12 protein-coding genes are annotated in these 13,138 nt (G+C 46.3%); 2 read left to right on the top strand and 10 right to left on the bottom strand.

What is annotated here, in order from left to right; genetic code table 11:
* Positions 1 to 9: 9 nt before the first annotated feature.
* Entirely contained in the window at positions 10 to 342 is a 333-nt protein-coding gene (locus tag NGM62_RS20515) for a Fic family protein (RefSeq protein WP_262250187.1), read from the bottom strand.
* Between the two features lie 481 nt (positions 343 to 823).
* Between NGM62_RS20515 and NGM62_RS20520 the strand changes: the two genes are divergently transcribed.
* Together NGM62_RS20520 and NGM62_RS20525 are read left to right on the top strand one after the other, a co-directional pair.
* Positions 824 to 3,004 (top strand): DUF4954 family protein, encoded by a 2,181-nt coding sequence (locus tag NGM62_RS20520; RefSeq protein ID WP_262250188.1) that lies wholly within the window; start codon positions 824 to 826, stop codon positions 3,002 to 3,004.
* 48 nt (positions 3,005 to 3,052) lie between these two features.
* Positions 3,053 to 4,120, top strand: a complete 1,068-nt coding sequence (locus NGM62_RS20525) for a hypothetical protein (protein WP_262250189.1) — start codon at positions 3,053 to 3,055, stop codon at positions 4,118 to 4,120.
* Here the strand turns inward: NGM62_RS20525 and NGM62_RS20530 are convergent.
* From NGM62_RS20530 to NGM62_RS20570, 9 genes are all read right to left on the bottom strand, one after another.
* Entirely contained in the window at positions 4,114 to 4,983 is an 870-nt protein-coding gene (locus NGM62_RS20530; RefSeq protein WP_262250190.1) for an N-acetylmuramoyl-L-alanine amidase, read from the bottom strand. The genes NGM62_RS20525 and NGM62_RS20530 overlap by 7 nt on opposite strands.
* Positions 4,984 to 5,001: 18 nt before the next feature.
* Positions 5,002 to 5,994, bottom strand: coding sequence for a DUF3078 domain-containing protein (locus NGM62_RS20535; protein ID WP_262250191.1), 993 nt, complete (start codon positions 5,992 to 5,994; stop codon positions 5,002 to 5,004).
* Positions 5,995 to 6,042: 48 nt separating this feature from the next.
* Positions 6,043 to 6,780 (bottom strand): carboxypeptidase-like regulatory domain-containing protein, encoded by a 738-nt coding sequence (locus NGM62_RS20540; protein WP_262250192.1) that lies wholly within the window; start codon positions 6,778 to 6,780, stop codon positions 6,043 to 6,045.
* A gap of 76 nt (positions 6,781 to 6,856) precedes the next feature.
* Positions 6,857 to 7,702 (bottom strand): glucosaminidase domain-containing protein, encoded by an 846-nt coding sequence (locus NGM62_RS20545; protein WP_262250193.1) that lies wholly within the window; start codon positions 7,700 to 7,702, stop codon positions 6,857 to 6,859.
* Positions 7,699 to 8,391 (bottom strand): glucosaminidase domain-containing protein, encoded by a 693-nt coding sequence (locus NGM62_RS20550; RefSeq protein ID WP_262250194.1) that lies wholly within the window; start codon positions 8,389 to 8,391, stop codon positions 7,699 to 7,701. The genes NGM62_RS20545 and NGM62_RS20550 overlap by 4 nt, the downstream gene beginning before the upstream one ends.
* A 19-nt stretch (positions 8,392 to 8,410) precedes the next feature.
* On the bottom strand, positions 8,411 to 9,082 hold the full coding sequence (locus NGM62_RS20555; RefSeq protein ID WP_390938178.1) for an O-methyltransferase: 672 nt from the start codon (positions 9,080 to 9,082) through the stop codon (positions 8,411 to 8,413).
* Positions 9,083 to 9,251: 169 nt separating this feature from the next.
* Positions 9,252 to 10,178: an Abi family protein gene (locus tag NGM62_RS20560; RefSeq protein ID WP_262250195.1), complete on the bottom strand. Its 927-nt coding sequence runs from the start codon at positions 10,176 to 10,178 to the stop codon at positions 9,252 to 9,254.
* Positions 10,179 to 10,309: 131 nt separating this feature from the next.
* Entirely contained in the window at positions 10,310 to 12,100 is a 1,791-nt protein-coding gene (locus tag NGM62_RS20565; RefSeq protein ID WP_262250196.1) for a GmrSD restriction endonuclease domain-containing protein, read from the bottom strand.
* Between the two features lie 216 nt (positions 12,101 to 12,316).
* Positions 12,317 to 13,081, bottom strand: a complete 765-nt coding sequence (locus NGM62_RS20570) for an AAA domain-containing protein (protein ID WP_315975881.1) — start codon at positions 13,079 to 13,081, stop codon at positions 12,317 to 12,319.
* Between the last annotated feature and the right edge of the window lie 57 nt (positions 13,082 to 13,138).

Consider the following 13,138-nt stretch of genomic DNA (forward strand, 5'->3'; position numbering starts at 1 on the left):
TTAAGAAGTTCAAACAAATATTATATCCCTATTGCATAATGTAAGATTATCGATGAATTGGTACATCAATTGGGGCACTTGGCTGGGTTGGGGCGGCACAAGTTGGCCAACCACAACTGTTGTCGTGCGCCATTTGCCTGCCCAATCATATAATTCGCCGAATGCTGTGCGATGCCATTCCAGTATCAGGCTTGTGGAGATAGGCTCCTCCAAATCAAGTGAAAATATCGAATACTCTGCCTTGGCAATCCCCCTCGCCTCATGCTCATTTATAAGGTTTTTGTCCGTCAAACCCAATAGGTTCTCTTCAGGCGAAGGTGTCCAACCCGTGTTGTCTGTCATGTTTCAAAAGTAAAGCTAAAAAATCAAATCCACGATTCTCTTCAAATCAGACAAGAAACGGTTCGAAATTTGTGTCCTTGGCCCCACCACGACACCCGTCATCTGGCGGGTGTTTTTGTTTTTTCCAATTTTCACCTATGTATTATTTCTATATTATCTATTCCGATTTTCTTGATCACTATTATGTGGGTTCGTGTAGGGAACTGTTTCGATAGCAATAATACAGATGTGGTGAATATCACTTTTATTTGCACGCAATCGATTGATTAATGTTAAAAATACTANACTATTATGTGGGTTCGTGTAGGGAACTGTTTCGATAGCAATAATACAGATGTGGTGAATATCACTTTTATTTGCACGCAATCGATTGATTAATGTTAAAAATACTATTTTTGCGGCCGGATCATGGCCAATAGCTGTGTGATTTTCTGTATGCCGCACCATCTGAGGCGTACGCAAACGTAATGAGTTACCTATAATGACATTGAGACGGAAACCGCTGGATACGTTAGGGTATCACTTTATTCCCGCAGAATACCTGCCGAGCGGAAAAGATGAATACTACCTGCGTGAGCAGCAACAATTGACGAGCTATACTTATCGGCCGCTTGAGGCCACAGAGATTGACCAGCTTATTCGAAACGGGAATTATGCTCCCAACTGGGCAGATGTTTGGGTAACAGACAAGTTTATCCCCGAGCAAGTGCAGCACTCCAAGTTTTATGGACGCGTACGCATCGGCGATATGGAGGCGAGCTTTTTGGACTACCGCGACCTGCACCTGCCCGTTGGCATCTACAACAGCGTGGTGGTGAGCTGCGATATCGGTGGCTGTAATGCCATCCACAATGTGCGTTATATCGCACATTTTATCCTTGGTGATGAGGTCGTCTTGTTCAATATCAACGAGATGGAAACGAGCAGCAATGCGAAGTTCGGCAATGGTATCCTCAAGGACGGTGATCCGGAGAGCAGCCTCATCGCATTGGAGCTCTGCAATGAGAATGGGGGCCGCGCCGTGCTCCCATTCGATGGTATGCAAGCCTCCGACGTGTACCTGTGGACGCGCAACCGGCATGATCAGCGCCTCCAAGCGCGGTTCCGCGAAATGGCGCTGCGGAGGTTTGATACACACAGGGGCTATTATAGTACCATTGGTCACCGCACGGTGGTCAAGAACTCGGATATCATCAAAGATGTGAGAATAGGTACGGATGCGTATATCAAGGGCGTAAATAAGCTGAAGAACGTAACGGTCAATTCCATCACGGGTGCTTATACGCAGATCGGCGAGGGCTGCGAGCTGGTGAATGGGATTGTGGGCCATGGCTGCCGTATATTTTATGGTGTTAAGGCGGTGCGGTTTATCTTATCGGCATTTTCACAGCTGAAGTATGGCGCCCGGCTGATTAATTCGTTTCTGGGTGACAACAGTACCATCTCGTGCTGCGAGGTGCTCAATTCGCTGATTTTCCCGGCACATGAACAGCACCATAACAATTCTTTCCTCTGTGCGGCACTGGTAATGGGCCAAAGCAATATGGCTGCCGGGGCTACCGTGGGGTCGAACCATAACTCGCGTGCAGCCGACGGCGAGATCGTAGCTGGCCGCGGCTTTTGGCCCGGCCTGTGCGTGAGCCTCAAACATAATTCGCGCTTTGCTTCCTATACGCTCATCACCAAGGGCGACTTCATGCACGAGCTCGATATCAGGCTGCCTTTTGCGATGGTAAGCAACGATATGGTGAACGATAGGCTGGTTATCCTCCCCGGGTATTGGTTTTTATATAATATGTATGCGCTTATGCGCAATAACACCAAATTTATTAACCGCGACCGCCGCTCATTGAAGAACCAATACTTTGAGTATGATGTGTTGGCTCCCGATACCGTTAACGAAATGTTCGCGGCACTGGGTGAGATTGAGACCGCTGTGGGCAGGACGTTCTTCCCGGACCTGGGTGATGCCGATGAGTGTGTCCGGTGTGGCCGTGAAATCCTGTCCGACAGCAGTGTGGACCTGCATGCAAAGGAAGTGTTGTTGGATGGTACCGAAAACTCGAAACGGCGGGTGGTGCTTATCAAAGTGCGCGAAGGTTACCACGCCTACCGGCGTATGATCAGGTACTATGCAGCCACCCAGCTGAAGCAATACTTCGACATGCACACATTCGCCCAGTTTGCCGATGAGTACCTCGCGGGCCAGGCCCTTCCCCAACGGGGAGCGTTTGAGGATGTAGGGGGGCAACTTTTCCGAAAACAGGACCTGAATGCGTTACTGGATGATATCCGCGAAGGTAAACTTGACGATTGGGCTGCCGTGCACCACTGTTACCATCGGCTTAGTACCGACTATCCGATGCATAAATTTGACCATGCACTGGCGTCGTTGATCGATATCGATAATCTCGACAAGGGTATGTTGACACCCGACTTCATCCAACAATTGATCGATGAAAGTGTGGAGACCAAGCAATGGGTCTGTCGGGAAATTTACAAAACACGGGCAAAGGATTATCAAAACCGGTTCCGCCAGATGGTTTATGAAAACGAATCGGAGATGGACGCCGTGGTGGGGGCCCTGGCCGATAATACGTTTATCCAGCAGCAACAGGCCGAATATGAGCAGTATGTTTCGTCGATTCCCAAAATAACATAGATACACATCGTTTTTTTCTGTTTCTTTGCGACAATGGATGCACTGCGTATGAAATATCCGATGCTATTTGCTGTCGGTCTAAGTCTAATGCTTTTTTTGGGCGGGTGCGCGTTCGAAGAGAACGGCGGTGGCGCTATTAGCGGTGGATTCGTCCAAAGGCTGGTGGCCGAAGCTGCGGACGACTCCATAGCGGTGGATTCTGCCGGCACGACCGTTGTCGAGCAGCAGCCCGCAGATACCGGTGCAGACTATCTGGCCAAGCTACAGTCGCTGGCCAACGGTGACACCACTGGGCGCTGGCCGGTGATAGACCAACCACTGCCACTGCCGGGTGCTATTTTGCCGCATAAGCGTATTGTAGCCTTTTATGGCAACCTGTATTCAACCAGGATGGGTATTTTGGGAGAGCTGCCGCCCGATGAGATGCTGGCCAAGCTGGATGGGGAGGTGGCCAACTGGAACGCGGCAGATCCGGCTACCGAAGCCATACCTGCACTGCATTATATAGCGGTAACAGCACAGGAGAATGCGGGCCGCGATGGTAAATATCGTGCGCGGATGCCATTCAGCCAGATCGATTCCGTACTCCGGATTGCGGAGAAACGCAACGCCCTCGTATTCCTCGACATCCAGGTGGGGTTTAGCAATCTGCAAGCAGAGATCCCACGCTTGGATACCTTCCTGCGTATGCCGCATGTGCACCTCGGTATAGACCCGGAGTTTTCCATGAAAGACGACTTGCCCCCGGGAAAACGTATTGGCCATTTCACGGCAGACGATATCAACTTTGCGTCTACCCACCTCGCCGGGCTTGTGCAGGCACACAACCTGCCCCCGAAGGTACTGGTGGTACACCGATTTACGCAGGGTATGGTGAGGGATTATAAACAGATCAAGCTGCATCCCGAAGTACAATTGGTGATCGACATGGACGGATGGGGAGCCCCGGCACTCAAAAAGAACACCTACCACACCTACGTCTTCCGCGAGCCGATCCAATTTACAGGATTCAAATTTTTTTATAAGAACGACTTAATCCCCCCACCGCACCGGATGATGACGCTGGAGGAAGTGCTTGCATTGACACCCCGGCCGATTTATATCCAATATCAGTAGTTGAGGTAAAGATTGTATAGCACGCAGATATCGTCTTCGCTCAGCGTCGGACTTACATCATGCTGGATAAAATGCAATTTGAATGCACGTATCGCGGCTTCGGGGTTGCTCGTATCGTAGCCGATAATCCGCAGGGCATCCATGGGATTGAAGTGCTCCGGAGGTAGGGAGAGGGAATCTCCCGGCCAATATCCGAACCCATGGTCCGCCAGCCGCTTCCAGGGGAAGAATGCGCTGGGGTCAACCTTCCGCGTCGGGGCGATGTCCGAATGGCCGATGAAATTGGCTGTTGGGATATTATACTTTCTTTTTAACGTGTCGAGTAGGCCAAGTAGGCTGTGGAGTTGTGCCTCAGAAAACGGTTCGCTCCCGTTGTTGTCGAGCTCGATGCCCAGCGATACCGAGTTGAGGTCTGTAACGCTACCCCACTTGCCGGCACCGGCATGCCACCCCCTTACGTAGTCGTTGAGTAGCTGTACCACCTCGCCATCGCGGCCGATAACATAGTGAGAACTTACCTGTGCATGGGGTACGGTAAACGTACGTAGTGTTTGCTCCAGACTGTCTTGGGCAGTGTGGTGGATAATGACGTAGTTGGGCTTGCGCAGGTTGAAATGTATAGCTCCCACCCATTGCTTACGGTGCCGTGCCTCCCGGTCTTCCGAAACGACAGGCATCCCCAAGCTATCGTAGGTGGTGGTTAGGCGTGGAGTAATGTACGGCAGTGGCTCCCGCATCTGGTCCGTGAGGGCCTTCAGCTGTTTTTTGTAGACACGGTTGGTTTTTGCATAGCGGTTGGTGTTGCATGCGGATAGCATGAATGCCGCCCCGGCTAGTAGTATTACCAGTTGTTGTATACGCATGTGTGTCGTTTGCGCGGGTTATTTCGGGAGTTTAAACAAAAGCCCCAAACTCAACGCTTGGCTATATTGCACTTCTGATTTGGTTTTGCCCTCTTCGATATAGTCGCTATCATACAGCACCGTGCCGCTCAACGTTACGTTTACGAGCCGTGTCACCCTGGCGGTCAATGTAGCATCTAACCGGTGTGATGGGTCGTTTAGCTTTTCGTAATCTGCAAACAGGTTGTATTTGCTCGTGAGGTTGAGATTGGGAGAAAGATTTCTATTTAAGTTTGCCGTCAGCTGAAAAGCGAGGTCATTTTTAACCCTTTTCCCCTCTTCTACGCCGTAGCGTGTAGGATCTATCCGTCTATCGAGGACGAACGTCTGCCGTGCGGTACCGGTACCGAAGCGTAATGAAAACGTGTTGTCAGGCTTATACTCGATACCGAGTGACTCTGTAAGGCGGCCCGGTGCCATGAAGTTGGAAATAACCCCGGTTATGCTATCCCGCCCGCTGATGTCCTTTCCAAAGCTATTACCTATATCAAATTGACTGTCGAAAGTAAGCGATGTATATATGGACCAGCTTTTCGATATTTTCTGGGAAAGCTTGTTGTCCCAGTATATCCGGTCGTTATTTTTGCGCGGGAGCTGATCTCTGTTCTTCTGTTTCCCATATTGCAATATCAATTCGGTAACGAAGTTGGTGTTGTTGCGTGTATAGTCAGATTTGTGGTTCAGCAGGAGACCCACCGATATGGAGTTGACACCACCCCCGTTCCAGTTGTCACTGAAGGAGGCCTGGTTGGCATTGATACCGAACGACGACCAGTGCCGCCAATAGATTACTCTCAGGTCTAATGCGGATATGGGCAACGTTACCGGGCGGATATCCAGCTCGGGCCGTTCAACTCTCAGGCTGTTGGAGTCGGGCTTATACCGCAGCTCATCGATATCATAAATCTGGGCACTGGCCATCGAAGCCCAACCCAAGAGGATAGTTAGCAAAAAGTAAAACTGTTGTTTCATAACCGGTGCTAAATTAACAAATATCGTGCTGTTTTTCTGCAAGTATGCTTATTTCTCAATCGTATGGAGCGGGGGGAGCCTGCGGGCTGCGGGATTTTGCCGGTAGCGGGCCAATGAAGACCGAATGTAAAACGCCAGGTTGTAGTCGTTTGTACTGAGTATAAAATAGTAAGAAGGGCGGTATTGGCGCATGAAATCAGCCAAATCTTCGCCCTGGAGGCCGGTCACACTGCTCACCAACTCGGGGGTGAACCGGTAATCGATAACGGATTCGCGGTAGTCCCGTTCGATAATTTCCTGGAGCCTGCGGGAGTTTTTACCCTCACGGCTGATGAGTTTATACAACGCGTCGATACTCAGGCCGGCTCCCGTGGGGCCGGTGGAGAAAATCGAGCCCGCGCTGCCCTTGGAGTAGGCAGAGCCATATTCACGCTTATTTTCTTCCAGCCGTTCCTCCGGGCTACGCCTCGCTACCACCGAAACTTCGTCGAGCCAGATCGTGGAACGCGTCATGTTGAAAAGCACCACTTTTTTATCGGAAACGACCAATGTATCGGGGTAATACCCCTTGGCGGCGGCGATCAGGATATCGCCAGGCGATGCAGTAATGGTAAACTCACCTCGCGTATTATTGTAGCCCCCATCGTCGTTTCCGGTGTTGTAGATATACACCTGTGAAATACGTTGTTTGGTGTGGGTATCGAAAACAATGCCTTCAATGGTCGCTTGTGCCGAAGCGAAATGGCTTGCGACACTCAAAAGCAGTCCACAGAAAATAGTTCCCACCTGTTTCACCGTCGTAAAACTACGGGTAAGTTTGCACTCCCCGAAAAAATTAACATCATTTAGCAACTCCGAAACGTTATTGTGACACCAGGATCAGCTGGCCGAGGAAGATGGATTGGCTTTTGAGCCCGTTGAGGTCCATCAGCTCGGCAGTTTCCATCCCATATCTGCGGGCAATAGCGGCTAAGGTCTCGCCCTGTTTCACCTCGTGGATATCGATACGGACAGGTGCTTTGGTTTGGGCCACCACGGCTTCTTCGGCCTTGCTTTCCACGATCTCGGTCTGCACGATGGCCTCCCGTTGCTTTTTCTCATTCCGCGTTTCGGCCCGGTCGTATTGGTATAACTCGTATCGTTCGATGAGGCTGATCAACAAGTCGGCATACCTTGGGTTGGTTGCATAGCCGGCTGCCTTTAAGCCCTTGGCCCACCCCTTGTAGTCGTCTTTATCGAGCTCGAACAATGCCGCATAACGTTTGCGCAGGAGGAACTGTGAGTGGTCGTGGAATGAGTCTTCCACCCGTTTGTAAACGCGGAAGCAGTCGCCGCGCTGGTCATCATCGTGATAGGTTTTCCCCCCATTCCACTCAGGGGTGCACTTGATGCCGAAATGGTTGTTGGCTTCGCGCGCTAACGTACTGTTCCCGTTGCCAGATTCAAGCAGGGCCTGTGCAAGTTTGATACTCGCAGGGATACCATATTGTTCCATCTCGGCGATGGCGATGTCTTTGTATTGGTCGATATATGCTAACCCCGATAGGCTGGTAGCTGCCGGTTTGGAGGGCTTGGGGGCCTCGTGCTTACGCGAGGGCTCGGCCGGCTGTGGCCGCTTGGCCACCCGTGGGTTCTGAAGCACATCTTGTTTGGAAAGGCACGACGCAAGCGATAATATGGCCAGGAAGGCGTATAGGTATTTCTTCATTGCAAAATCAATTGTTGGCCGATACGCAGTCGCGACCCCTTAAGCCCATTCTCGTGTTGGATGGCCCGTACAGTGGTGCCGTATTTACGGGCAAGGTCGTACAATGTATCCCCTTTCTTGACCGTGTACCAAACGGTATCGCTGGTGGCAGGCTCGGTTTCCACGGCAAGCGTGCCGGTTTCCGGCTTTTCGTCCAATTCGTGGAGGCTGTATTTGCGGATCATGCCGATAACCCGCGATGCCCACGTGGGGCTTTGTGCATATCCTGAGCGGGCAATGCCCTGTACCCATTGCTGGTATTCGTGTGGCTCGTAGCGGTCGAATAGTTCTTCGGTGCCCTTACGCCGCTTTAGGAAGGCGATAAAATCCTGGTAAGATTCTTCGACCGAATCATAGCCTTTGTATGCAGAGCGGATTTCTTTATTGTTATTAGGCCCCTTGATGCCAAAGTGGTTGTGGAGGTACCGGGCTATCCGGCTGTTTCCGTGCGCACTCTCGTGCATGGCAATAGCAAGGATGACGCTAGCCGGGCAACCGTACTCTTCCATATACCGTATGGCGGTAGCCTTATGCTGTTCGATATACGCATGGGGCGAGATTCGTTGGGCGGCGGTTTGCATCGCCGAGACGGCGATCAACAGGGAGGTTAGGCATAAGGTGATTACAGTAGTCTTTTTTGGTACGTTCATTCCTCATGTTTTACGTTCCTCATCGTTTCCGCAACAGGAAAAGCCCATCGCGAACCGGGAGAATCAGTTTGTCTATGCGTTCATCGTTGGCAAGTTGATTGTTCAGGGCGGTAATCTGCTGGGTTTGGCTGTCGGCTGCCTCGTTCACCACCTTCCCTTTCCAAAGCACGTTGTCGATGAGTATCAGTGCTCCCGGGCGGCTTTTCTCAAGGGCGAGTTCGTAATAGGTGCCGTTGTTTTTCTTGTCGGCATCGATAAAGGTGAGGTCGAGCGGCCCGGCAATCGTGGGAATGATCACGGCAGCATCGCCGATATGGTAATGGATATTACCGTTGAAGTCTGACTGGGCGAAGTATCCACGTACGCGGTCTTCCAATTCCACGTTGTTGTCGATGGTATGGATTTCGCCCCCCGCAGCAAGCCCTTCCGCCAGGCACAGCGTGGCGTACCCTGTGAATGTACCTACTTCGAGAACCCGCTTTGGCGACACCAGCTTGCTCAGGAAAGCCAGCAAACGGCCTTGGTAATGGCCCGAGAGCATATGCGGGGAGATTTCCTTCAGATAGGTCTCCCTGTTGATATGCTGCAGGAGGGCTGGCTCCGTGTCGCATGTCTTCTCCAGGTAGTCCGTTAATATGTCATCGAACATATCCATCGCAGACAAAAGTACGGAAGATGCGTCAAAGTGCAAAGCATCGTGTTTTCGTCCTTCATTTGTCTGTCTGTTGAATGTTTGCACGGTCGTTCGTAGGGTGACCGCTAACGTTTTGGGGCTTTGTGCAGTGGCGGATTATTTGCACTAACTTTCAATCGAAGCCGTTTCCCTGCCATTTCACAAAACCCTTGTTATGGGACCGCCCTTATTTCCACAAAGGTTCGTTTTTCCAATTATTTAGAAATCCGAGTTTGTATATTGGAATATTTGGGTTGTTATTGAACAAGTCTAAAATTTTGGTTTTAATTTGGTGTCCTGGTGTCACTTCGTTGCATAGGTAAACCATACAGGAAATTATCAAGAATGGTTTTTTGGTTTGAACTTGTGTCAAAGGATTGACAAACCATTGTCCTGTCGGATTGTTTATGTTTTCCGTTGGTCTTTTGACCATATTTCTGCTCCATAACCTCGAATGATGAGCAATGATATTTCGGACATAAGTAATTGCCTCCAACCAACTGGATAATTCACTATGTAAATTCAATCCCATTTCTTTGGCAATTGCAGATTTTTCGGGAAGTTGATGTTTTAGGTTTTTATATAATTTAGAAAGCGTTCCCATAGATGCAACTTCCAAAATTTTCCAAGCATCGGCATTTTGGTTTGGATAACGGTAGCGATGGTCTTTTATGAAAATTTCCTGACTTCGGTTAAATTCCTTTTGTAGTTCTTCAATCGTGTTTTGATGAACGGTTTTTGTAATTCCATTTACTGTAATAGTCGAAGAATTGAAAAGAGAAGTCTCTAAATACCACAAACCACCATAAGTCATTGACAAATGATAAATCATTTTTGTTCGTAGTGCAATTTCGATACGTTCAATGGCATCAAACAAAATCAGCCGTAAATGTCGGTCAAAATTGTAACGGTCAATAATATCCTCAAAATAAGTTCTTGCGTGGAAGGTGTGATTTGTGAAATCGTTTTGCGTATCCCACCAATACCCTTTTAACCGATAGTAACTGATATTTCCTAAAAAATGTGGTGCATTGCCTTCATCTCTGAACAACATTCCACGTTGCTTTAAAAGAGAGATTTGGTCGGCTATGCTGTAAGCAGGTTTATTTGACATAGCTATAAAAAAAATGACCCACTTGCAGTTCTTATGGTATGCAGAGCGGGTACTGTTGATGCAAAGATACATAATCAAATTTGATTACGCAATGTTTTTGCCGTTATTTTATTCCATTAACTAATTTTAAACTAAAGCGAATGATAGTATTCCTTGATTTTTTGAGCCATTAGTTTTCTTCGTAATGTCAAGAAATCTTGATAGTCGTCAATGTTCATTTCCATAATTTCGGTTGGCACACAATTCATTTTCAGATTGTCCGAAAGCTCTTGTTCGGTTGAAAGTCCACTTACAAGTTGATTTCCTTCTTGCATTTGTGATTTAATCAACTCAAAGTAATCTTTTGGTGGTTTGTTTCCAACTTTTATATTCACTTCCGACTGCATATAAACGTAGTTCGCAATTTGGTTGTATTTACTCCTGTCCAAACCATTTTTGCTCAAATAATCTTTTGGAAATAGGTGATGAATATCTCCACGCAACGAAATTAAATCGCTAACCAAAACAACTCTCGACAAAAATCCTCTGTCATTTGCTTTTACTTGTGATGCAAGAAAAACGTGAAAATACGGGCTACTCGCGACCGAAGTATCTAAACTCTGTGGCAAAGAAGCGTTCCAAAATGCGTCTGAAAGTTCACCTTGTTCTTTTTCTTTCAGATAATCACCGAAAGGTTTTTGAGAAATTTGTTTGATGTCGAACTCAAATGTACTTTCTGGCGAACCTGAATATCTTCCTTTTAAAATTGAGTAAACCAACCATTTTCTAACGTAACTTTCAATAGCAACTGAATTTACTCCAAGTTCTTTTAATTTCAAATAAACGATGTATGCAAAATTGATGGCGTTTTGTGAACGAATAAGTTTTGGTGAAATAAATCCTGCAGATTTTACAATCATTAAAAACCTTTTGAAATTGGTTTCGTTAATGAAATTATTTACTCCATTTTTCAGCTTTTGAAAAGATTGTTCGGCAATTTCTGTTTCAAAAGTTCGGGTTTCAAAATTTCTACCCGAAAGCAAACTTACCAAGTCCGAAAGTCGTCCTCTGTTGAATTGTGAAGTAAATGCAACACGAATTAAATCGTTGTAACTTGGGTCGTATAAATCTTCGTTTTCCGTTTTGAGCCAAGACATTTTTTGAAAAAAGTCGGTTTGTGCAAAATCTTTATCGTTGTCAACGATGTGTTTGTAGAAATCTGGTGCAATAGCTAAATGACAAAAATAATCAATCGCTTTTCGTAGTTCATTTCCTCCATTTTCTGTATCGGAAGCAATTTTACTCATCGCAAAATCTGCCTGACTTAAAACAACTCCTTTGGAATTGATGCGAATGAAAATTTCCGTTACCGTTTCAATATCCAGTTCGGGTGCTAATTCAATCATTCCGATTGGCTTTTTTACAATGCTAATCAATCGGGAAAAAGAATTTTCGATTAAATCTTCATCAATTTCGGGATTTAAAGCCGAATAATCTCGAACTAATTTGAGTAAACTTACTTTACCCGAAAAGGCGTCTGTAATATCGTGTAACCAAGTTTTGTCTTTTAAAATTGCAGGGTTTTGGACTTCAAATTTTTCTTCAAGCGGATTAAAAGCAATTTTAATTTTTACTTGTTGATAATTTTTGTTGATAACGTATTGACCTAAAATTGCAGCAGTCAAAGCTGTTACTCGTTGTTGTCCGTCAATCAAAACCTTTTTCCCTTCGCTTAAACTTCCATCTTTAAGTTTTATATTTGGATTTCTCCACGCAATTACGTAACCGATTGGAAAACCTTGATATAAACTATCCATTAAATCACGGACTTTTGAACTGTCCCAAACAAAAGGTCTTTGAATTTCTGGTATTGCTATTTCTCCTGAATTTACCCAAGCTAATATGGTTTCAATCAAGTGTTGGTTTACTGAATATTTCTGCATTTCTGTTTTTTCTTTCGTTTCTTTTAGGGCGCGATTTTCAAATAGGGTGTCGCACAACGGTTTGCGGCTTTGCGCAGTGGCGGATTTCGGAGCACAAAACTGTCAACCCAGCACTAAAGCCCAATTGGAAAACTGAACTTGAATGTAAGCACGTCACCCCGCATGACGCAAAACGTGTGTTGGGCGTTCGTTCTTCTTCCTTTGTCGTCAAGATTGTCATAGCAAATAGTAGTCAAGTTCGTCAATAATTCTGTCAATTTCTCTTTGGAAGGTAGGGTGATTTGTGTCACATAGCCAACCATTTCGATACCATTTATAATATGGTGTATTTATTACATTCCAACCTGCTCTTTTTAGAATGTCAATGCGTTCAGTGTGTTCTTCTGAGTATTGTTTTGATAGCCCATTTTCTTGATAGTGATAACTTCCGTCAACTTCAACAGCTACAGCTTTTTGATTTGTTTGATTAAATACTACAAAGTCAAGTCGTTTTTGTCCGCAAGTTTCAACTTGATTAAAAATTCTCAAGTCTGCTTCATCTTGTCTGCTTTCAACATATTCTCTTAATTGCTCATAAACCTTTATTTCAAATTCTGAATCATATAAAGCGTGGTTTAAAGTCCATTCGGGTCTATTGGCTGTTAGATTAAGGTATTTGCCTAGCTGTGGATACTTGTCAGTTTGGAAACCGCTATGAACCACAATCGTAAATTTCTTTGCTCGGCTAGTTGCAACGTTTAAAAGTCTTGGGTTCTTATGGTAATTACCCATACCATTACAAGAAAAGTCAAGACAAAGCGAAAGGATAATAATATCTCTTTCATTCCCCTGTGCAGATTGTGGTGTCCAAACTTCAATATTGTGTTTGTCTATGATGTCGGACTTTATGTGTTCTTCTATCAAATCCGAAATAAGTTCACGTTGATTAGTCATTAACGAAATAACTCCAATTGAAAATTTATCATTTTCAAGATTTGGGATATTAAGCTCAACTTTTTCATCAGAATATGTTTAAATCATTTATTTGTTTATCAATCA

It is taken from the genome of Parapedobacter soli, assembly GCF_025460835.1.
Lineage (GTDB): Bacteria > Bacteroidota > Bacteroidia > Sphingobacteriales > Sphingobacteriaceae > Parapedobacter > Parapedobacter soli.